This is a genomic window from Compostimonas suwonensis (assembly GCF_002797855.1).
GTDB classification, from domain to species: Bacteria; Actinomycetota; Actinomycetes; order Actinomycetales; family Microbacteriaceae; genus Compostimonas; species Compostimonas suwonensis.
This window is the reverse complement of sequence record NZ_PGFB01000003.1, coordinates 155,203-175,569: the sequence shown is the minus strand read 5'-3', so window position 1 is coordinate 175,569 and position 20,367 is coordinate 155,203. Positions and strand designations below refer to the sequence as shown.

Sequence of the window (20,367 nt, the reverse complement as noted above, 5' to 3'; positions counted from 1 at the left end):
GCTAGGCTTACCTCTGACCCTATGCGACAGCCTCGGCCGATGTCAAAGAATTGGTAAGGCTAACCTTAGGGTTGCTTCCCGGTATGTGTTCCGGCACCGCGCGCGTCGGATGCCGCGCCGCCCCTGTACATCGAGAGATGCGGGATCCCCGCCTCCTCGTACACCTCGCCGAACGGCACGAAGCCGAACTTCGCGTAGAGCGGCGTGATGTACTCCTGGGCGTGCAGGAGCATGGGCGACTCCCCCATGGTCCGCAGCACCTCGTCCATCAGGAGTTGGGCGAGCCCCTCGCCTCGGCGATCGGCGCGGACGACGACGCGACCGATGACGGTGCGAGCGTCCCGGTGCTCGGGAACCGCATCGCGCAGCACCCTCAGATACGCGGCGGCACCGCGCTCGTCGCCGATCCAGACGTGCACGGTGTGCGACTCGCGGTCCCGGCCGTCGAGCTCGTCGTCGTCGACGTGCTGCTCGCGATAGAACACGTTCGTGCGAAGCCGGGCTATCTCGTAGACCTCGTCGGTCGTGAGTTCGCTCCACGACTTTCGAAAAACGGAATTGTGCGGCACCCGTGCGAGTTTAGTCTTATAGGTGGTCGCTGCCGTGCGTCCGAAACGTCTCCCGAAGGGAACCCCGATGAACGACTCCGTGTCTCCGGACAGCTCCGTGGCCCAGGCTAGCCCCGCGTCGAAGACCGACGAGCAGTGGCGCGAAGAGCTCAGCCCCGAGCAATACGCCGTGCTGCGCGAGGCCGCGACGGAACGCCCGTGGACGGGCGAACTGCTCGACGAGAGCCGCGCCGGCCTCTACACGTGTGCGGCGTGCGGCACCGAGCTCTTCAAGAGCGGCACCAAGTTCGACTCCGGATGCGGCTGGCCGAGCTTCTACGAGTCGGTCGACCCCACCGCTGTCCGCCTGCTCGAAGACCACTCGCTCGGCGAGGTGCGCACCGAGGTGCGCTGCGCGAACTGCGACTCCCACCTCGGCCACGTCTTCCCCGACGGCTTCGGCACCCCCACGGGCGACCGCTACTGCATGAACTCCCTCGCCCTCGGCTTCACGCCGGCGGAGTAGGCGCACGGTGACATCGGCCCTGGATGCCGCGGCACGCCGTCGCTCGCACTCGCGGGTGACAGACGACGCCCCGAGCCACGAGGAGCTGCTGCCCCTCGTGGCGGCGGCCGGCCGTGTCGCCGACCACAGCTCGCTCGAGCCGTGGCGCATCATCGAGCTGCGCGGCGACGCGCGCAATCGTCTCGGCGCGGCGCTCGCGAAGGGTGCCCACGCCCGCGGCTCGGAGGCCGAGAAGCTCGCGGCGAAACCGCTGCGAGCGTCGCTCCTGCTCGCGATCGTCGTCTCGCACCACCCCAGCCGCAAGGTGGCGAAGTGGGAGCAGTCGGCCGTCGCCTCCGGCGTCGCCCACACCCTGAGCCTGCTGCTCGACGAGGCCGGCTGGGGCGTCTTCTGGCGCACCGGCGAGTACACGCGCACGAAGCCGGTCGAGAAGATGCACGGCCTCGCGAAGAACGAGCAGCTGCTCGGCTGGCTCTACGTGGGCGGCGTGCCCGAACGCGACCGCGAGACGCGCGTCAAGACCGTCGACGCCGCCAAGTTCCTGACCGTGCTCGACTAGCTCGGTCTCCCCGGCGGGTGATGTAGACGTCGCGGTCGGTCACGTCGGCGGGGCCTGCTCAGTCGTCGTTCTTCTCCCCATCGGTTGCCCCTGCGCGCTCGGCCTCGTCGGCCGTGTGGGCGGCGAGGGCGGCGTCGAGCTCGTCGAAGCTGCTGTTCCAGAAGCGGCGGAACCGTTCCATGTAGTCCGTCGCCTCCTTCAGCGGCCGGGCCTCGAGGTGGCTGTACCGGGCGGTGGCGACTTTGCTGCGCGAGATGAGCCCGGCGCCCTCGAGCACCCGGAGGTGCTTGGAGACGGCGGGCTGACTCATCGCGAAGGGCTCGGCGAGCTCGGCCACGTTCGCGTCGCCCTGCGTGAGCCGGTGCAGGATGGCGCGGCGGGTCGGATCGGCGAGTGCGGCGAAGACGCTGCTCAGTTCATCGTTCGACATTCATAACCATTTCGTTTTGGAAGCGAATGGTTATAGATTAGCGCAGGCCCGCGGCATGTCAAGGGCTCCCCGAGGATCAGCGGGGCATACGGATCAGCGAGGCGCACTGCCGGCAGCGGGGCTCGCCCGCCGCCTCCACCGGATGCCGGCGATCACCACCGCGACGACGGCGAGAAGGGTGCCGCCGATCGTCGCGCCATCGATCGCCTGCGCCGCCGTCGGCGAGGTCGCATCGATCAGCAGCGCCGCGAGGAGCTGCCCCGCGACGGAGGCCAGGCCGAAGAGCAGCACGCCCGTCGACCGCACGAGCACGGCCGCGCCCGCGATGAAGACCGTGCCGATCGCACCGCCCAGATACAACCAGGGGTCGCTCGGCAGGGCGTCGGGCCAGCCGGCCGACAGCGCGTGCACGAGCATCGCGATCACGAGCACGACGGTGCCCACGAGGAAGTTGATGAACGTCGCCGTCAGGGCGCTGTCGGCGACGATGCGCACCCGGGCGTTGACGGCCTGCTGCCAGGCGAGGCCGACGCCCGCGATGAGCGGGAGCAGGAGCATCCAGAACGGCACGTCGTGCTGCAGCTGATCGGAGACCGCCCAGCCGACCGCCACGAGCACGAGCACGGCGCCGAGCAGTCGCGGCAGCGTGACAGGCCGCCGGCCACCCGGGCCGAAGCCGACACGGTCGAGCACGAGCCCGCTCACGGTCTGCCCCGCGACGATCGCGACGGTGAAGAGGGCGACGCCGAGAGCCGCCGCCACGATGCCCTGCGAGAGCACGAGGAACGCTCCGGCGCCGCCGCCGAGCACCGACCACCACGGCAGGCGGCCCCGGCGCAGCTCCGACGCCACGACCCCCAGACCGCGACGACCGGCCGGCCAGAACGCCATCACGACGGCCAGGATGAGCAGACCGCTGCCGAACGAGATGACCGCAGCCGTGAACCCGTCGTCGAGCCGCACGCCGAGCTCGCCGTTGATGCGCGTCTGCAGGGCGACGAGGGCTCCGCAGACGACGGCGAACACGAGGCCGAGCCAGGCCGAAGGCACGCGCCGACGCCGGGCCGCCGGCGAAGCCCCGGCGGAGGGGGGATTGGTCATATCCTCAAGCTTAGGTCGGCGGAACAGGCGGTTCGACGCGAGGGGGAGCACCCTCGGCCCCGCCCGTTACGGTCGCCGGGGCACGGCACGGTGTCGCCGGCCGGAAGGAAACTCGCATGGATCAGGCCCTTGCCGTCAAGCCCCCCGAGCGGCTGCACCTCACGCTCATGCTCGCGCTGACCTTCTCGACGGGCCTCGTCGACGCGGTCGGCTATCTCGGCCTCGACCGGGTCTTCACCGGCAACATGACCGGCAACGTCGTCATCCTCGGCATGGGCCTTCTCGGCGCCGACGACCTGCCCGTCGTCGGCCCGGTCATCGCGCTGCTCTGCTTTATGCTGGGCGCGACGGTGGCCGGGCGGGTGCTTCGGCCCATCGCCGCGGGCTGGACCATCCACTCGACCTGGCTCTTCACGGCCGTGGCCGCCATCATCCTCGCACTCACGGTCATGACGGCAGTCGTCGGCGACATGCCGCAGACCCTGCAGTACATCGTGACGGGCGCGCTCGGCTTCGCGATGGGCATGCAGGCCGGCACCGCGCGGCACATCGCGGTGAAGGATGTCACGACCGTCGTCGTGACGTCGACCCTCACCGGCCTCGCCGCCGACTCGGTGCTCGGCGGCGACAAGAAGCAGCCGTGGAGGCGCCGCGCGGCCGCCGTCCTGCTGATCGGCCTCGGCGCGCTCTGCGGGGCCGCCGCGCTGCACGTGCACATCGCCCTGGGCCTCGGCATCGCGGCCGCCATCACCCTCACCGTCGCCGTGGTCGGTCACGTGCGGCGCGACACCGTCGACGACGCGGATGACGCCTCCCCGACGGCTCCGGACACGGCCCCTCCGACGGCTCCGTAGCGCACGGAAACATTCACCCGAGGCCCCCTGACGCGGGCTCGCGATTCGCCTATGCTCTTTCGAGTACAGGGGAATCAACCACGAAGGGACCACTCACATGGCCGATCTGATCGTCATCGCCTACGACGAGGAGAGCAACGCGGAGAGCGCGTACAACGAGATCCAGAAGCTGCAGACCGATCTCGTCGTCGAGCTCGCCGGGCTCGCTCTCGTCAAGGTCGACGCGGAGGGCAAGACGCACGTCTCGACCCCCAACTCCGGCAGCATCATCGGCCTGAGCGCCGCCACCGGCGCCCTCTTCGGCACCCTGCTCGGCCTCCTGTTCTTCATCCCCTTCGCCGGCCTCGTCATCGGCGGCGCGTTCGGCGCGCTCTTCGCCGGCCTCGACAAGACGGGTGTCGACTCGGAGTTCCGCAACCAGGTGAAGAGCACCGTCAGCGCCGGCAAGTCGGCCGTCGTCGTCTACGCGACCAAGCTCACCGAGGACAAGTTCGCCGCGGCCCTCGCGCCGTTCGGCGGAGAGGTCATCAAGACCTCGCTCTCGGCCGAAGAGGAGCGCGAGCTCGCGCACGACCTCTCGGGCAACTAGAGCCTCGAGCACCACACGAAGGGTGCGTTCCCCGCTGGGGAGCGCACCCTTCGTCGTCCCGGCCGCTCTCCTCACTCGCTCCCGCCCCACCCCCGCTCCCACCCCACCCCACCTCACCTCCACTCAAAACGACGGAGAAATCGCTCACAGAGCACCTTTTCGCCCTCAAAACCCGGAAATCGGGCGGAATCTCCGTCGTTGTGAGCCCAGCACGAGGGGGTGAGGCCGTGACCCTCGTGCTGGGCACACCACCGGCCGGGGCAAACCGCGAGCCGCGAGCGGCCCGCCGCGGTTAACCGCATCCTTTACGGCGCAGCCCTGCGCGAAGCCGCACAGTCGTCACGAATCGTTGCCGGTGCCGAGGCCAGGTTCAAGACTGATGCCGAACGCACGGAGCCGGTACCCGACCGGCTCGCAGTGCGCTCAGGCCCGCTGCAGCCCGACCCGAGGCAGCCGAGGAGCGAGACCCGTGAACATGCAATCGTCAAACGGACGCGGCATCCTGCTGCGCAGCACAGCACTTCTGGCCGGAGTCGTCATCGCGATGTCGCTCGCGCCCGTGGCGGCCCAGGCCGCGACCTCGGTGGTGAAAACCGCCATCACCGATCCGCAGACCGTCGTGAGCCTGACCTTCGACGATTCCAACGAAGACCAGATGGCCGCCGTCGACATCATGGACGACTTCGGCATGAAGGGCACGTTCTACACGATCACCGGCTACGTGGATGCCCCCGGCTACTTCACGAGGGCCCAGCTCACCGGCCTCGCCGCGAGCGGGCACGAGATCGGCAGCCACACCGTCACCCACCCCGACATGACGCTCATCTCCCCCACCGAGGCCGCGCGCGAGGCGTGCATGAGCCGGGCGACCCTGTTCGACTGGGGTTTCACATCCGTCACGAGCTTCGCCTACCCCTATGCATCGATCAATGATGCCGCCGAGACCGCCGTCGAGAACTGCGGCTACAACAGCGGCCGCGGCCTCGGAGATCTCGACACCCGGTTCGGATGCTCCGGCTGCGGCTACTCCGAGTCCTTCACCCCCGAAGACCCCTTCTACACCCGGGCCGCCGACCAGGTCGATTCCACCTGGACCCTCGCCGACCTGCAGAACACCGTCATGAACGCCGAGAACGACGGCGGCGGCTGGGTGCAGCTCACCTTCCACCGGGTGTGCGCCGCAGGCTGCGACACGCTCGCCATCACCCCGGAGCTCTTCCAGGAGTTCGCCGCCTGGCTGGCGCCGCGCGCCGCGGCCGAGAACACGGTGGTCAAGACGGTCGGCCAGGTGATCGGCGGCCCGGTCAAGGATCTCGTCGGCTCCCCCGTGCCCCCGGCCCCCGGCCCCGGCGTCAACGGCGTCAACAACCCGGGCCTCGAGACGGCGGGCGTGAACGGTGTGCCGCAGTGCTGGTCGACGGCCGGCTTCGGCGACAATACCCGCACCTTCACGACCGTCTCCCCCGGCCGCACGGGCAACGCCGCGGAGCAGCTCGTCGTGACGAACTGGGCCAGCGGCGACGGCAAGCTCCTTCCCACCTTCGACCAGGGCGACTGCGCCCCGACGGTGACGCCCGGCCACAGCTATTCGCTGCGCGCCTGGTACACCTCGACGGTGCCCACCCAGTTCGACGTGCACATCCGCAACAGCCTCGGCGCCTGGACCTACTGGACCTCGAGCCCCTGGTTCGCCGCGAGCCCCGCATACACCCAGGCCGTGTGGACGACCGGCCCCGTGCCCGCCGGCACCACCGGCATCAGCTTCGGGCTCAACCTCTTCCAGAACGGCCAGCTGACCACCGACGACTACGCGCTCTACGACACCGTGGGCGCTCCGGGCGACCTCGTGCCGGCGACCCCCACGATCACCGGAACCGCGCAGGTCGGCTCGGTGCTCACGGCCGTTCCCGGCACCTGGGCTCCCCCGACGGCCACGCTCGCCTACCAGTGGCTGCGCGGCGGGGCCGACATCGCGGGCGCCACCTCCGCCACCTACACGCTCACGGCCGAGGATGCCGCGGCAGCGGTCTCGGTACGCGTGACCGGTTCGGCGCCCGGCTTCGTGCCGGCGTCCGCTTCCGCGACCTCGCTGCCCACGGCGGTCGTCGCGGCGGGCACGATCACGCCGGGCACGCCGTCGATCTCCGGCCTCGCGAAGGTCGGGTCGACCCTGACGGCCGCACCGGGCTCCTGGACCCCGCCCACGGCGGCCCTGGCCTACCAGTGGCTGCGGGGCGGCGCGAACATCGCCGGCGCGACATCCGCCACCTATGCCCTCACCCCGGCCGACGTCGCCACCGCCGTCTCGGTGCGGGTGACCGGCTCGGCGCCCGGCTACGCCACCGCCACGGCGACCTCGACGCCGACCGCTACGGTCGCGCCCGGCACGATCACGCCCGGCACGCCGGTGATCTCGGGGCTCGCGAAGATCGGAGCCGCGCTCACGGTGACGCCCGGAACGTGGAGCCCGGCGGCTGCATTCGGCTACCAGTGGCTGAGGGGCGGGCAGACGATCGCCGGCGCGACCTCCGCCTCGTACACCCCGGTGGCGGCCGACATCGCCAAGACGCTCTCCGTGCGCGTCACCGGCACGGCCTCCGGCTATACGACGGCGACGGCGACCTCCGCACCCACGGCGGCCGTGACCAAAGACCCGGTCGTCGCCGACCGCACGGCCGGAAGCGACCGGTTCGCGACCGCCGTGCAGGTCTCGAAGGCGTACGCGCCGGGTGTCGCGCGCGTCTACGTCGCCAACGGGCTGGGCTTCGCCGACGCCCTGAGCGCGTCGCCCGCCGCCGCGCACTTCGACTCCCCGCTGCTGCTCACGACGCAGGGCTCGCTGCCCGCGGATGTCCGGGCCGAGATCGTGCGACTGCGCCCGGCGAAGATCGTCGTCGTGGGCGGCACGGCCTCGGTGTCCGACGCGGTGCGCGCCCAGCTGAACGGGATCGCCCCCACGACCAGGATCTCCGGCGACGACCGGTATGCGACCTCGCGGGCGATCGCACTCGACGCCTTCGGCTCGAGCGCGGCTACGGCGTACGTGGCCTCCGGGGCGAACTTCCCCGACGCCCTCTCGGCGTCCCCCGCGGCCGCGCATGTCGGCGGCCCTGTGCTGCTGATCCCGGGCGGGAGCGGCAGCCTCGACGCCGCGAGCTCGGCGGCGCTCACGAGCCTCGGCGTGACGACGGCGAAGATCGCCGGCGGAACCTCCGCGGTGAGCGCGGGCATCGAGGCATCCCTCACGGCGAAGCTCGGCGCGACATCCGTGAAGCGCAACGCGGGAGCCGACCGTTACGCGACGGCCGCAGCCATCAACCTCGACGCCTTCAGCTCGAGCGAGACGGTCTTCCTGGCGACCGGAACGGGCTTCGCCGACGCACTCGTCGGGGCCGCCCTGGCCGGCTGGAAGGACGTGCCCCTCTACCTCACGCCCACGAACTGCGTCGACCAGGGCGTTCTCGCCGGGATCGAACGCCTCGGGGCCACGAAGGTCACGCTCTTCGGCGGAACCTCCGTGCTGAGCCCCGCGGTGCAGAGCCTCACGGCGTGCCGGTAGGCCGAGGCGGCGGAGCAGGCCGGGTTCGGAGCAGGCCGGGTTCGCGACACGACGGCAGAGCGGATGCCGCCAGGCAGGGTGTCGCGAACCCGTCCTGTTCCTCCCGCTCCTCCCCGCAGCCGGTACGAGCCTTCTAGCTCACCGTCGTGCGGTCGCGTCGACCCGGGACCTCCGACGGGATCCCCCGCGAGAACAGCAGCGAGAGCAGGACGATCACGATGAGGGCGAAGAACGCCGTGCGCAGCGACGAAACCTGCGACTCGCTGTAGATGCCGCTGAGGGTGTCGCCCTCGTCCGGGGTGAGGCCGGCCTCCGCCGCGATGCCGTCGACGCTCGCGACGGGTAAACGCTGGGCTTGAATCCATAGGGGGCCGGCATTCACTTGCTGGACCAGTGTTATGTGGGGCCGGCCACGGGACTTGAACCCGTAACCCCCGCTTTACAAGAGCGGTGCGCTACCAATTGCGCCAGGCCGGCAGATGACCACGCCCATCTTATGGGTTTGCGCGGTCGCCTCCCAAACGCCCGGGCCGCTCGCGGACGACACAGCGGCAGGATGTCGCGACGGCGCAGTTTCCCGCGACACGCCGCTGCCCGGCGGCACGCGACCTGCGTGTCGGCCGAAACTGCGCCGTCGCGACATCCGGACGATCGGCGCCCCGCACAAACGGCGACGGGCGCCCGCTCCGGAGAGTGGGCGCCCGTCGAGGGTCGTGCGTCGAGGGTCGTGCGTCGAGCCTGTGCGTGAAACCGGCTCGCGAGAGACTACTGCGCAGGCGTCGACTCGGGAGCCGGCGTGTCCGTCGGGCTCGGGGTCGAGGTCGAGTAGGTCTCACCCGCGGCCTGCAGCACGAAGGCCGAGAACTCGTTGGGGTCGTCGAGCGAGCCCGTGTACTGCTTGCCGTTCACGAGCACCGTGGGCGTGCCCGTGATCGAGGGCACGTCGGAGTTCGGGATCGGCCCGGCGAGGGCGCGGTCGGTCGCATCGACGACCCACGACTTGAACTGCATGTCGTCGATGCACTTGTCGATCGACGAGGTGGGTGCTGCTCCGGCATCCGCGACGACCTTCTTGATCTCGTCGTTGCTGAGGCCGGCCGTGCCCTCTTCGGGCTGATTGGCGAAGAGCGCGGCGTTCACGGCGTAGAAGCTGTCGGGCGAGAAGTTCGCGACGCAGGCGGCGGCGTTCGCGGCCCGCAACGAGTACTGGGTGCCCGCGGACTTGCTCGTGAGGATCGCGACCGGATGGATCTCGATCGTCGCGGCCCCGTCGTTGACCCAGCCGGCGATCTGCTCCGAGTTGGTCGCCTCGAACTGGCCGCAGAACGGGCACAGGTAGTCGACGTAGATCTGGATGTCGACGACGCCCGACTCGGGGTCGGCCGTGCTCGGGGTCGGGGTCGCGTCGGGTTGGAGGGCGGCAGTGGTCTGCGCGGTCATGCCCTCGCCGATGACGATGCCGTCGCTCGCCATGTTCGCGGGGCCGGGGCCGGGCGGGCGCACGGCCTGCGCGATGATGAGACCGACGCCGGCGATGATGGCGATGGCGACCACGATGAGCCCGCCCTGCAGCAGCACCTTGTTGCGTCGGTCTTTCTTCCGCTGCTGCTCGCGAAGCGCCTTTGCCTTCTCGCGTGCTGCCTCGCGGCGTTCATTTCTGGTGGGACGACTGTCGCCGGGTCCGCCGTTGGTCATCGATTGCTCACTCCGAGTACGTGGGGGTACATGCGCAGAGTCACTGGAGGACGGCGCACAGACGATAGTAGAACGCCACTCTGTGAAATGACCAAACGGGGCCTGAAATCGGGCCGTGTGCAGGGCATCCTGTCGTTCAGCGCACCCTTTACAGCGTGCCATACTGGAAGGCGGTGGACACCGTCGCCCACAAGCGGGGTGTTCACAGCACCACCAATTCCATTCACAACGGATCGTCCGGCACGTACCTGCCGGTGAAGGAGAAGAACAACGTGGCAACTGTCACCTATGACAAGGCAACCCGTCTCTACCCGGGTTCCACCCGCCCCGCCGTGGACCAGCTCGAGCTCGACATCGCCGATGGCGAGTTCCTCGTTCTCGTCGGCCCCTCCGGTTGCGGAAAGTCGACCTCCCTGCGAATGCTCGCGGGTCTCGAAGAGGTCAACGACGGCAACATCTTCATCGGTGAGCGCAACGTCACCGACGTTCCCCCGAAAGACCGCGACATCGCCATGGTCTTCCAGAACTACGCGCTCTACCCGCACATGACGGTCGCCGAGAACATGGGCTTCGCGCTCAAGATCGCCGGCGTCAACAAAGACGAGCGCGCCTCGCGCGTCCTCGAGGCCGCGAAGCTCCTCGACCTCGAGCCCTACCTGGCCCGCAAGCCGAAGGCCCTCTCGGGTGGTCAGCGTCAGCGCGTCGCCATGGGCCGCGCGATCGTGCGCAGCCCTCAGGTGTTCCTCATGGACGAGCCGCTGTCGAACCTCGACGCCAAGCTCCGTGTGCAGACCCGCACCCAGATCGCGTCGCTCACGCGCCGCCTCGGGGTCACCACGGTCTACGTGACGCACGACCAGACCGAGGCGCTCACCATGGGCGACCGCATCGCGGTGCTCAAGGACGGCGTGCTGCAGCAGGTCGGAACCCCGCGCGACCTGTACGCGAAGCCGGTCAACGTCTTCGTGGCGGGCTTCATCGGCAGCCCGGCCATGAACCTCTTCCACGCCGACATCGTCGACGGCGGAGTGCAGTTCGGCAGCTCGGTCGTCCCGATCGAGCGCGACGTGCTCGCCGGCGCGACCGGCACGTTCGTCACGATCGGCGTTCGCCCCGAAGACGTCGTCGTCACGACCACCGCAGGCCAGGGCCTCGAGGTGAACGTCGACCTCGTCGAGGAGCTCGGCGCCGACGGCTACCTCTACGGCCACACCGAGATCGACGGCAAGCGCACCGACATCGTCGCGCGCGTCGACGGTCGCATCCACCCCAACGCGGGCGACAAGGTGTACATCACCCCGAAGACGGGCCACGTGCACGTCTTCGACGCCGAGGGCGGCCTCCGCCTGGGCGACGCGGTCATCGACTAGTCGGGAGCGCGCGAAGCGTCAGCTGACAGGTGGTAGCGCCGGTCGGGTCGCACGCGGACGAGAGTCCGCGGCATCCGGCCGGCGTTACTCTTTAAGCACTATGAGCGGTTCATTGAACATCACCGCCGCAACCGTCGAGCCCGAACTGCTCGACCTGCCGTGGGATCTCCCCCTCGACCTCTGGCCGACCGACACGATCGCGCTGCTGCCGAAAGGCATCTCGCGCCACCTCGTGCGCTTCGCCAACCTGGGCGGCTCCGTCGTCGCCATCAAGGAGACGACGGACGAGATGGCCAAGCGCGAGTACGAGATGCTGCGCACCCTGCAACGCGTCGACATCCCCTGCGTCGACCCCGTGGCCGTCATCAGCAGGCGAACGGATGCCGACGGCACTCCCCTGCGCTCGGCGCTCGTGACCAGGCATCTCAAGTTCTCGCTGCCCTACCGCGCGCTCTTCTCGCAGACGCTGCGACCCGACACGGCCACCCGCCTCGTCGACGCCCTCGCCGTGCTGCTCGTGCGCCTGCACATGGTCGGCTTCTTCTGGGGCGACGTCTCGCTCTCGAACACGCTCTTCCGGCGCGACGCCGGTGCATTCGCCGCCTACCTCGTCGACGCCGAGACAGGTCAGCTGTACGACGGCGGCCTCTCGAACGGCCAGCGCGAGAACGACCTGGAGATCGCCCGCGTCAACATCGCCGGCGAGCTCATGGATCTCGAGGCCGGCGGCCGGGCCGACGAAGACCTCGATCCGATCAAGGTGAGCGAGGGCATCGTCGCCGCCTACCGGGTGCTCTGGAAGGAGCTCACGGGCAGCGAGTCGTTCGCCTCCTCGGAGCGCTGGCGCATCAGCGAGCGCGTCGACCGCCTCAACGACCTCGGCTTCGACATCGAAGAGCTCGCGATCAAGACGGATGAGTCGGGCACGACCGTGCGCATCCAGCCGAAGGTCGTGGATGCCGGCCATCACCAGCGCCGTCTGCTGCGCCTCACTGGCCTCGACGCGCAGGAGAACCAGGCCCGGCGCCTGCTCAACGACCTCGACTCCTACTCTGCGACGGTCGGCAAGCAGGATCTCGACGAGGAGATGGTCGCCCACGAGTGGCTCATGCGGGTGTTCGAGCCGATCGTACGGGCGATCCCCAAAGAGCTCAAAGGCAAGCTCGAGCCCGCCGAGGTCTTCCACCAGCTGCTCGACCACCGCTGGTACATCTCGCAGGAGCAGGGGCGCGACGTGCCTCTCGCCGAGGCGGTCACCTCCTACGTCAACAACGTGCTGCGCCACCGGCGCGACGAGGCGACCGTGATCGACCCGCCGACGGGCACCTTCACGATGCCCATCTCGGTCATCGATGAGGAGAGCGACGAGGATTGGCGCCTCAAGGTCTGAGGCGCCGCCTCGCTACTTCTGGGCGCGCAGCTTCGCGATCTCGTAGAGGGTGACACTCGCCGCGATGCCGGCGTTGAGCGACTCGGTCGCCGTGGTGATGGGGATCGACACGATCGCGTCGCAGGTCTCGGTGACGAGCCGCGAGAGCCCCTTGCCCTCGCTGCCGACGACGATCACGACCGGCCGGTCGGCGAAGCTCAGGCCCGGCAGGCTCACGTCGCCGCCGCCGTCGAGGCCCAGCACGAACACGCCCTGCTCTTTGAAGGCCTTGAGCGTCTGGGTGAGGTTCGAGGCCATCGCGACGGGCGTGCGCGCCGCCGCCCCGGCCGAGGTCTTCCATGCCGACGCCGTCATGCCCACCGAGCGACGCTGCGGAACGATGACGCCGTCGCCGCCGAAGGCCGCCGTCGAGCGGATGATCGCACCGAGGTTGCGCGGGTCGGTGATGCCGTCGAGCGCCACGAAGAGCGGAACCCTGCCCGCCGAGATCGTCTTCTCGAGCAGGTCGACGGGGTGCGCGTACTCGTAGGCGGGAACCTTGAGCGCGACGCCCTGGTGCACGGAGTCCCGGCCGGCGATGCGGTCGAGCTCCGGTCGCATGACCTCGAGGATGGGGATGCCCGCCTTGTTGGCGAGGGAGAGGGTCTCCTTGACCCGCTCGTCCATCTCGAGTCGAGCGGCCATGTACAGGGCGGTCGCGGGGATCTTCGCGCGCAGCGCCTCGACGACCGAGTTGCGGCCGGTGACGATCTCGCTCTCGTCGGCCTGACGGGGCCTGCGCGGCCCGCGCTCACCCGAGTCCGAGCCGTAGCCGGATCCGCCGCTGCCGCCCGTGTTGCCACCGGCGCTCGACCGCTGCGGCGCACCGGGTGTCCTGCGACCGCCCGCGGCGACGAAGCGCTCCTTCGCCGCCTTGCGCTTGCCTGCCGGATGGTACGGGCGGTCCTCCGCCTTGGGCGTCGGCCCTTTGCCTTCGAGGGCCTGACGACCCTGGCCGCCCGAGCCGACCTGCGGGCCCCGGGCGATCTTGCGGACGGCACCGGGGCGCCCCGGCTTCTTCGATCCCTGATTTTTCACTGTTCAAGACTCCAATGGGCACCCGCCTGGGTGTCTTCGATAACGATTCCGGCCGCCGCGAGCTCCGCGCGGATTCCGTCCGCCCGCGCGTAATCCTTGCTCGTACGAGCCTCGTCGCGTTCGGCGAGAAGCCGATCGACGAGCGCTCCGAGAGCGGCAAGGGCCGGGGCATCCGTTGTGGTCTGCCATTGCGGTGCGAAGGGGTTGATGCCGAGCACATCGGTCATGGCGGTCACCTGAGTGTAGCCGGATGCCGCCGCGCCGAGGTCTTCGGCGTCGAGAGCGGCGTTGCCCGCGCGCACCGTCTCGTGCAGAACCGCGAGCGCTTCGGGGATCGACAGGTCGTCGTCCATGGCCGCGCGGAAGGCCTCGGGAACCTCCGTGCCCGCCTCCGCCTCGAAGCGGGTTCCGGCGAGCCGGCGCTGCGCCCGGTCGAGGAAGCCCTCGATGCGCTCGAGCGCGGCCTCGGCCTCCTCGAGCGCGCCCTCGTGGTAGTCGATCGTCGAGCGGTAGTGCGCTGCGCCGAGGAAGTAGCGCACGACCAGGGGGCGCGCCATCTCGAGGAAGTCGGCGGCGAAGATCGAGTTGCCGAGCGACTTGCTCATCTTCTGCCCGTTGACGTGCACGAGGCCGTTGTGCACCCAGTACTGCGCGAAGCCGTATCCCGCAGCGCCCGACTGGGCGAGCTCGTTCTCGTGGTGCGGGAAACGCAGGTCGAGACCGCCGCCGTGGATGTCGAAGGTCTCGCCGAGGTAGCTCGCCGACATCGCGGAGCACTCGATGTGCCAGCCGGGCCGCCCGGCGCCCCACGGGGACTCCCAGGACGCCGAGACGGGCTCGTCGAGCTTGTGGCCCTTCCAGAGCGCGAAGTCGCGCGGGTCGCGTTTGCCACGAGGATCGGCGTCGGCGGCCGGTGCCATGTCGTCGACCCTCTGCCGGGTGAGCTCGCCGTAGCTCGCCCACGAGAGCGTGTCGAAGTAGACGTCGCCCGAGCCGTCCGCCGCCGCATAGGCGTGACCGCGCTCGATGAGCGAGGCGATGATCTGCTGCATCCGCTGGATGCTCGCGGTCGCCCGCGGCTCGTACGTCGGGGGCAGGATGCCGAGACGGTTGTACCCGGCCGTGAACTCGAGCTCGTAGCGGTAGGCGAGCGCCCACCACTCCTCGCCGCCGGCGCCCGCGCTCTGCTCGAAGCTCGCAGCGGAGTTGACGAGGATCTTGTCGTCGATGTCGGTCACGTTGCGCACGAGTGTGACGTCGTAGCCGCTGTAGGCGAGCCAGCGGCGCAGCTGGTCGTAGACGAGCGCGGAGCGCAGGTGCCCGATGTGCGGCGAGGACTGCACGGTCGGACCGCACACGTACATGCCGACGGCGCCGTCGACGAGGGGCACGAAGTCGCGGAGTTCCTGGGCCTTGGAGTCGTAGAGTTGCACCCGATCAGCCTACTTAAGGTCGCCCGGGATGTTTCGTCTCGCCGCGATGCGCGAGGAGGACCGCCGTGCGAACGAGAGAGCTCAGAGGCGCGCGAGCAGCGCCGTCGCGATCGCCGTGACTCCCTCGCCGCGCCCGGTGAAGCCCAGGCCGTCGCTCGTGGTCGCCGAGACGCTCACGGGGGCTCCGAGTGCGGCGGAGAGCACGGCCTCCGCCTCCGCACGGCGGGGGGCGAGCGTGGGGCGGTTGCCGATGATCTGCACGCTCACGTTGAGGACGCGGTAGCCGGCATCCGTCACCCGCCGCAGCGTCTCGGCGAGGAAGACGTCGCCGTGGGCGCCCGAGAGACGCGGATCGTCGGTTCCGAAGACGCCGCCGACGTCGCCGAGGCCGGCCGCAGAGAGCAGGGCATCGCACACCGCGTGGCTCGCGGCATCGCCGTCGCTGTGACCGGAGAGCCCCCGCTCGCCCGGCCAGTGCAGGCCGGCGAGCCAGAGCGGAACGGCGCCGTCGGCATCGCCCCCTGCGGCGAAGGCGTGCACGTCGACGCCGATGCCCGTGCGCGTCGCAGCGGCGAGCCGGGAGTCGTGGGCGAGCAGCTCCTCCGCCCGCCGGAGATCCCAGGGGGTCGTGATCTTGAAGGCGAGCGGGTCGCCGTCGACGATCGTCACCGGCAGACCGGCATCCGTCACGAGCCCCGCGTCGTCCGTCGCCTCCATCACGGCTCGGGCATATGCCGTCGTGAGGTGGTCGCGCGGAAAGCCCTGCGGCGTCTGCACGGCGCGCAGCTGCCCGCGATCGACGGTCTCGACGACCGTGCTCTGGCCGTCGACGCGCTTGACGGTGTCGGAGACGGGAAGCCCCGGAACGGCTCCGTGGCCCCGTTCGCGCACGAAGGCGATGACCCGCTCGAACTGCTCGGTGGGCGTCAGTGCACGCGCGGCGTCGTGCACGAGCACGACCTCGACGCCGGGTGCAAGCTCGGCGAGGCCGGCGGCGACCGAGTCCTGCCTGCTCTGCCCGCCGGCGACCACGCTCAGATACGCGGATGCCGCGGCAGAGCTCTCACGTGCGATCCGGCCCGCGAGCTCCAGCTGGGCCGCCGGCGCGACGACGATCACCTGAACGGGTTCGGGCAGCAGCCAGATGGCGCGCAGAGAGCGGGCGAGAATCGTCTCGCCCGCGCACTCCACAAAGGCCTTGGGCACGGGAGCGCCCAGTCGGGCACCGCTTCCGGCGGCCACGACGACGACCGCGACAGTTGCGTCGCTCACGCTACGACGGCGTCCGGACTACGAAGCGAGAACCTCGTCGAGAACCGTCGATGCCTTCTCTTCGTCGGTCTTCTCGGCGAGAGCGAGCTCGGAGATCAGGATCTGACGAGCCTTGGCGAGCATCCGCTTCTCACCCGCGGAGAGACCGCGGTCTTGATCGCGGCGCCAGAGGTCGCGGACGACCTCGGAGACCTTGATGACGTCGCCGGAGGCGAGCTTCTCGAGGTTCGCCTTGTACCGGCGCGACCAGTTGGTCGGCTCTTCGGTGAACGGGGCGCGGAGCACCTCGAAGACCCGGTCGAGGCCCTCTTTGCCGATCACATCGCGAACGCCGACCAGGTCGACGTTCTCAGCGGGCACCTCGATGGTGAGGTCACCCTGGGTGACGTTGAGCTTGAGGTAGACCTTCTCTTCACCCCGGATGATTCTTTTCTTGACCTCGGTAATCGTTGCCGCTCCGTGGTGGGGGTAAACGACAGTTTCGCCAACCTCAAAAAGCATGAATAGTTGTCCCTTCAGCGCATTCTAGGATACCACAGTGGTCCATAGCGCCCCGAGGCAGCGGGCGAGGGGCGCGGGAGCCGCTACGCTAAACTCGAAGCGATTTCCGCACAGTCGTTGGCGAGACTAGGCCACTGCGGAACGATTGTGGAGGAATCTGTGAAGGCGCGTATTGCGGCATCCGTCATTCTGGCCGGAGGCCTGCTCCTGGGCACCACGGGGTGCGGCTTCATCGCACCTCAGGCGACGACCTATCACTACGACGCGAGCGACGGCGTGAGCGGCAACGTCGGCTCGATCGACGTGCGCAACGCGATCCTCATCTCCGACAACGGCGAGCTCGCGAACCTGCTCGTGACCCTCGTGAACCCGGGCGCCGAGAGCCGCTCGATCACGATCCAGTACGAGGCCGGCGGCAAGAAGTTCAGCGACTCGGTCACCGTTCCCGCGGGCGAGACCACGCAGATCGGCACGCCCGACAACCAGCTCTTCGTGCTCCGCAACATCGACTCGCAGCCGGGCTCGCTCTTCCCGGTCTACTTCCAGTACGGCGACGAGCCAGGCAAGAAGCTGCTCGTGCCGGTCCTCACGAACGGGCTCGAAGAGTACAAAGACCTCACGCCCGTCGACGCTGTGACCGACAAGGTCATCGACGACGCGAAGAACTAGCGCGCCGGTGCCGGGTTCTGCGCCGGATTGACGCCCAGCCGCTGACCCGCCCCAGGCTTCGGTGCTGGTCTCAGTCGTTCGTGTGTGCGTCACTCTCCGAGCAGCTGGATACCGATGAGCTCGAGTAGCTCTTCCGCATTCATCGTGCGATCGGCACGGCGGAGCGCATCGAAATAGACCGGCTCATCACTCCAGTCGAAAACCCGGTCTCCTGTCATCGCGAGAAGCAGCGCATCGGAGTAAAGCCTGGTTATCCGCCCGTTGCCATCGACGAAGGGGTGGATCTTGACCAGGTGATGGTGCGCGCTCATCGCGATGAACTCGGGAGAGATGGTCAGCTCGTCCAGATGCTCGGTCTGCCATCGGAGGGTGTCGAGCTCTCCGTATAAGGATTCGCGAATATTCTCGGGGGCGACCCCGATGCTCACCTCGCGATCCCGGATTCTTCCGGCCCACTTCCAGATGGATGCGTTGTACTGCATGTGGATCTTCTCGAGCACCAAGCGATCCGTCAGGTCGAATGGTGTGAGCTGACCACCCGTGATCGCTCCATAGAGCTCCACACGCACGTCGACGAGCGCTTGGGCCTCTGCCTGATAGAGCTCATCCTTCGTCGCGAAATGGACGCCGTCGACGAAGGCGTCCGCATCCTCGATGGACGCGGGGGTGTCGTTGGTGTAACGCGACCAGGAGTCAGCCAAGAGGGTGACGCGATGACGACTTGATAGCCTCCACCAGGCGGTTGTCCGTGTTCCGCACCTTCGGCTCGGACTTCGGCTGCCGACCCTCGATACTCATAGTCTTCATCGTCGACTTCACGATCGACTCGTTGAGTCGTTTCGCTTGCTTCACTCGGAGTTTCCAGTGCCGACGCCGAACCGTCGACATCAACCCCGAAGAATTCACTGCTTGAGACGCGAATGGGTGCGGGGCTACGCCTCGAAGCGGTAGCCGAGGCCGCGCACGGTCAGCAGCATCGTCGGGTCCGACGGGTTCGACTCGATCTTCGAGCGGATGCGCTTGATGTGCACGTCGAGGGTCTTCGTGTCGCCGAAGTAGTCGCTGCCCCACACCCGGTCGATGAGCTGACCGCGGGTCAGCACGCGTCCGGTGTTGCGCAGCAGCAGCTCGAGCAGCTCGAACTCCTTGAGCGGCATGGCCGTGGCGACCCCGTTGACGTTGACGGTGTGGCGCTCGGTGTCCATGCGCACGGGGCCCGCTTCGAGGATGCCGTCGTCCGCGACATCCAGCTCGCCCTGCCTGCGCAGCACGGCGCGGATGCGCGCGAGCAGCTCACGCGTCGAGTACGGCTTCGTGACGTAGTCGTCGGCGCCGAGCTCGAGCCCCACGACGATGTCCACCTCCGAGTCCTTGGCCGTGAGCATGATGATCGGCACGCTCGAACGGGTGCGGATCTCGCGGCAGACCTCGGTTCCCGGGATGCCGGGGAGCATGAGGTCGAGCAGGATGAGGTCGGCACTCGCCCGATCGAACTCGGCGAGGGCGGACGGGCCGTCCTCGGCGATGGCGATCTCGTAGCCTTCGCGCTCGAGGAGGAAGCTGAGCGGTTCGCTCAGCGCCACTTCGTCTTCGACGAGCAGAATTCGCGTCACTGTTTCTCCTTGGTGCTGGTGCTGCCGGTGGTGGTTGCCGCATGGGATGCCTCGGGCAACCGGATGGTGAACGTTGAGCCGTAGCCGGGCCTCGACCAGACCCGGATGTCGCCGCCGTGGTTCTGCACGGCATGCTTGACGATACTCAGCCCCAGGCCGGTTCCGCCGGTGTGACGGGATCGCGCCTGGTCGACTCGGAAGAAGCGCTCGAAGACGCGCTCGAGGTCGTCTTCGGGAATGCCGACGCCCTGGTCGGTGACGGCGATCTCGACGATGCCGTCGGCGTTGCGGATCCCGACCCCCACACGCGAGCCGTCGGGCGAGTAGTGCACGGCGTTGGTGATGAGGTTGTGCACGGCGATGATGAGCAGCGGCTCGTCGCCGTAGACCTCGGCGCCCTTGTCGCCCCCGCTCACGAGGTTGACCTTGCGGGCATCCGCCATCACGCGGTTCTGGTCGATCGCCGAGGCGACGATGTGGTCGACGTTGAGCAGCTCGCGCTTGCTGATCGCATCCTGCGCCTGCAGGCGCGAGAGCTCGATGATCTCCTGGGTGATCTTGGCGAGACGCTGGGCCTCGGTGGTGAGCCGGTTCGCGAAGCGCTTGACCTGCTCGGGCTCGTTGGCCGCTTCGGCGAGCGCTTCGGCGAGCAGGCCGACGGCGCCGATGGGGGTCTTGAGCTCGTGGCTGATGTTGGCGATGAAGTCGCGGCGCACGTCGTCGAGCCGGTGCGCCTCGGTGTGGTCCTCCGCGACGACGAGGATGTATCGCGAGCCGAGCCGGGCGGCACGCGCGAAGAGATGGATGCTCGCCTCACCGAAGGGCCCGCGCGCGAGCTCGAGATCGGCGGACGACGCCTCGCCGCTGCGTCGCACGCGATCGGCGAGCGCGACGAGCTCGGAGTGCACGAGGGTGTTGTTCCACACGAGGCCGAGCGAGAGCGCCCCCGGAGAGGCCTTGACGACGTTGTTGGAGGGATCGACGACGACGCCGGCCGACTCGAGCGCCTCGATGACCTGATCGATGCCGTCGGGAAGCGTGGGGTTGACGACCTGGACGGCCCGTTCGCCTCGGTGAGCGGCCATAAAGAGGAGGGCGACGAAACCGGCCCCGACGGCTAGGCCGAGCGCCAGAGACAGCAGCACCAGCCAGGTGGAGTCCATAGCCACTAGATTAGTGAC

20 protein-coding genes and 1 tRNA gene are annotated in these 20,367 nt (G+C 68.9%); 8 read left to right on the top strand and 13 right to left on the bottom strand.

Annotation, left to right across the window (positions count from 1 at the left end; all coding sequences use genetic code 11):
- Positions 1-65 precede the first annotated feature (65 nt).
- The gene (locus CLV54_RS08665; protein WP_100344581.1) at positions 66-569 is read right to left on the bottom strand and encodes a GNAT family N-acetyltransferase; all 504 of its coding nucleotides are present in this window, start codon (positions 567-569) and stop codon (positions 66-68) included.
- 67 nt (positions 570-636) lie between these two features.
- Here CLV54_RS08665 and msrB point away from each other — a divergent pair, with 67 nt between their 5' ends.
- Complete coding sequence (msrB, locus tag CLV54_RS08660) at positions 637-1,074, top strand: peptide-methionine (R)-S-oxide reductase MsrB (protein WP_100344580.1); 438 nt, start codon at positions 637-639, stop codon at positions 1,072-1,074.
- Positions 1,075-1,081: 7 nt separating this feature from the next.
- Complete coding sequence (locus CLV54_RS08655; protein ID WP_100344579.1) at positions 1,082-1,633, top strand: nitroreductase family protein; 552 nt, start codon at positions 1,082-1,084, stop codon at positions 1,631-1,633.
- 58 nt (positions 1,634-1,691) lie between these two features.
- Here the strand turns inward: CLV54_RS08655 and CLV54_RS08650 are convergent, their stop codons facing one another.
- Both CLV54_RS08650 and CLV54_RS08645 read right to left on the bottom strand, forming a co-directional pair.
- Complete coding sequence (locus CLV54_RS08650; protein WP_100344578.1) at positions 1,692-2,063, bottom strand: ArsR/SmtB family transcription factor; 372 nt, start codon at positions 2,061-2,063, stop codon at positions 1,692-1,694.
- A 93-nt stretch (positions 2,064-2,156) separates the two neighbouring features.
- Positions 2,157-3,164, bottom strand: a complete 1,008-nt coding sequence (locus tag CLV54_RS08645) for a DMT family transporter (protein WP_100344577.1) — start codon at positions 3,162-3,164, stop codon at positions 2,157-2,159.
- 116 nt (positions 3,165-3,280) lie between these two features.
- Between CLV54_RS08645 and CLV54_RS08640 the strand changes: the two genes are divergently transcribed.
- The 3 genes from CLV54_RS08640 to CLV54_RS08630 all read left to right on the top strand — a co-directional run bounded on the left by CLV54_RS08640 (position 3,281) and on the right by CLV54_RS08630 (position 8,166).
- Positions 3,281-4,018 (top strand): YoaK family protein, encoded by a 738-nt coding sequence (locus CLV54_RS08640; RefSeq protein ID WP_100344576.1) that lies wholly within the window; start codon positions 3,281-3,283, stop codon positions 4,016-4,018.
- 97 nt (positions 4,019-4,115) lie between these two features.
- Positions 4,116-4,607, top strand: coding sequence for a DUF1269 domain-containing protein (locus CLV54_RS08635; RefSeq protein ID WP_100344575.1), 492 nt, complete (start codon positions 4,116-4,118; stop codon positions 4,605-4,607).
- 475 nt (positions 4,608-5,082) lie between these two features.
- Positions 5,083-8,166, top strand: a complete 3,084-nt coding sequence (locus CLV54_RS08630) for a cell wall-binding repeat-containing protein (protein WP_245861605.1) — start codon at positions 5,083-5,085, stop codon at positions 8,164-8,166.
- Between the two features lie 133 nt (positions 8,167-8,299).
- Here the strand turns inward: CLV54_RS08630 and CLV54_RS08625 are convergent, their stop codons facing one another.
- The 3 genes from CLV54_RS08625 to CLV54_RS08615 all read right to left on the bottom strand — a co-directional run bounded on the left by CLV54_RS08625 (position 8,300) and on the right by CLV54_RS08615 (position 9,861).
- A complete protein-coding gene (locus CLV54_RS08625; RefSeq protein WP_100344573.1) occupies positions 8,300-8,548 on the bottom strand; it encodes a hypothetical protein in 249 nt (82 codons plus the stop codon).
- Between the two features lie 19 nt (positions 8,549-8,567).
- Positions 8,568-8,643, bottom strand: a tRNA-Thr gene (locus tag CLV54_RS08620).
- Between the two features lie 288 nt (positions 8,644-8,931).
- Entirely contained in the window at positions 8,932-9,861 is a 930-nt protein-coding gene (locus tag CLV54_RS08615; protein WP_100344572.1) for a DsbA family protein, read from the bottom strand.
- Between the two features lie 272 nt (positions 9,862-10,133).
- Here CLV54_RS08615 and CLV54_RS08610 point away from each other — a divergent pair, with 272 nt between their 5' ends.
- The gene (locus tag CLV54_RS08610) at positions 10,134-11,231 is read left to right on the top strand and encodes an ABC transporter ATP-binding protein (RefSeq protein ID WP_100345013.1); all 1,098 of its coding nucleotides are present in this window, start codon (positions 10,134-10,136) and stop codon (positions 11,229-11,231) included.
- Between the two features lie 100 nt (positions 11,232-11,331).
- Positions 11,332-12,621 carry a DUF4032 domain-containing protein gene (locus tag CLV54_RS08605; protein WP_100344571.1) on the top strand — a complete coding sequence of 430 codons (1,290 nt, stop codon included), beginning with the start codon at positions 11,332-11,334 and terminating at the stop codon, positions 12,619-12,621.
- Between the two features lie 12 nt (positions 12,622-12,633).
- Here the strand turns inward: CLV54_RS08605 and rlmB are convergent, their stop codons facing one another.
- From rlmB to CLV54_RS08585, 4 genes are all read right to left on the bottom strand, one after another.
- Positions 12,634-13,698, bottom strand: coding sequence for a 23S rRNA (guanosine(2251)-2'-O)-methyltransferase RlmB (gene rlmB / locus CLV54_RS08600; RefSeq protein WP_100344570.1), 1,065 nt, complete (start codon positions 13,696-13,698; stop codon positions 12,634-12,636).
- Positions 13,695-15,131, bottom strand: a complete 1,437-nt coding sequence (cysS, locus tag CLV54_RS08595; protein WP_100344569.1) for a cysteine--tRNA ligase — start codon at positions 15,129-15,131, stop codon at positions 13,695-13,697. Before cysS ends, rlmB begins: the two co-directional genes overlap by 4 nt.
- An 81-nt stretch (positions 15,132-15,212) precedes the next feature.
- Positions 15,213-16,403, bottom strand: a complete 1,191-nt coding sequence (gene ispD, locus CLV54_RS08590; RefSeq protein WP_100344568.1) for a 2-C-methyl-D-erythritol 4-phosphate cytidylyltransferase — start codon at positions 16,401-16,403, stop codon at positions 15,213-15,215.
- An 18-nt stretch (positions 16,404-16,421) separates the two neighbouring features.
- Entirely contained in the window at positions 16,422-16,904 is a 483-nt protein-coding gene (locus CLV54_RS08585) for a CarD family transcriptional regulator (RefSeq protein WP_100344567.1), read from the bottom strand.
- 159 nt (positions 16,905-17,063) lie between these two features.
- On the opposite strand from CLV54_RS08585, the gene CLV54_RS08580 reads away from it, so the two are divergent.
- Complete coding sequence (locus tag CLV54_RS08580; RefSeq protein ID WP_100344566.1) at positions 17,064-17,573, top strand: hypothetical protein; 510 nt, start codon at positions 17,064-17,066, stop codon at positions 17,571-17,573.
- 89 nt (positions 17,574-17,662) lie between these two features.
- Here CLV54_RS08580 and CLV54_RS08575 read toward each other — a convergent pair whose 3' ends face one another.
- From CLV54_RS08575 to CLV54_RS08565, 3 genes are all read right to left on the bottom strand, one after another.
- A complete protein-coding gene (locus CLV54_RS08575) occupies positions 17,663-18,274 on the bottom strand; it encodes a Fic family protein (RefSeq protein ID WP_100344565.1) in 612 nt (203 codons plus the stop codon).
- Positions 18,275-18,505: 231 nt separating this feature from the next.
- Positions 18,506-19,186, bottom strand: coding sequence for a response regulator transcription factor (locus tag CLV54_RS08570; RefSeq protein WP_100344564.1), 681 nt, complete (start codon positions 19,184-19,186; stop codon positions 18,506-18,508).
- A complete protein-coding gene (locus CLV54_RS08565; RefSeq protein ID WP_100344563.1) occupies positions 19,183-20,349 on the bottom strand; it encodes a sensor histidine kinase in 1,167 nt (388 codons plus the stop codon). Before CLV54_RS08565 ends, CLV54_RS08570 begins: the two co-directional genes overlap by 4 nt.
- Positions 20,350-20,367 lie beyond the last annotated feature (18 nt).

Coding starts and splice junctions, on each gene's coding strand:
- CLV54_RS08650 (WP_100344578.1), bottom strand. CDS start 2,063: ATGTCGAACGATGAACTGAGCAGCGTCTTCGCCGCACTCGCCGATCCG.
- CLV54_RS08645 (WP_100344577.1), bottom strand. CDS start 3,164: ATGACCAATCCCCCCTCCGCCGGGGCTTCGCCGGCGGCCCGGCGTCGG.
- CLV54_RS08635 (WP_100344575.1), top strand. CDS start 4,116: ATGGCCGATCTGATCGTCATCGCCTACGACGAGGAGAGCAACGCGGAG.
- CLV54_RS08630 (WP_245861605.1), top strand. CDS start 5,083: ATGCAATCGTCAAACGGACGCGGCATCCTGCTGCGCAGCACAGCACTT.
- CLV54_RS08615 (WP_100344572.1), bottom strand. CDS start 9,861: ATGACCAACGGCGGACCCGGCGACAGTCGTCCCACCAGAAATGAACGC.
- CLV54_RS08640 (WP_100344576.1), top strand. CDS start 3,281: ATGGATCAGGCCCTTGCCGTCAAGCCCCCCGAGCGGCTGCACCTCACG.
- CLV54_RS08605 (WP_100344571.1), top strand. CDS start 11,332: ATGAGCGGTTCATTGAACATCACCGCCGCAACCGTCGAGCCCGAACTG.
- CLV54_RS08585 (WP_100344567.1), bottom strand. CDS start 16,904: ATGCTTTTTGAGGTTGGCGAAACTGTCGTTTACCCCCACCACGGAGCG.
- msrB (WP_100344580.1), top strand. CDS start 637: ATGAACGACTCCGTGTCTCCGGACAGCTCCGTGGCCCAGGCTAGCCCC.
- CLV54_RS08565 (WP_100344563.1), bottom strand. CDS start 20,349: ATGGACTCCACCTGGCTGGTGCTGCTGTCTCTGGCGCTCGGCCTAGCC.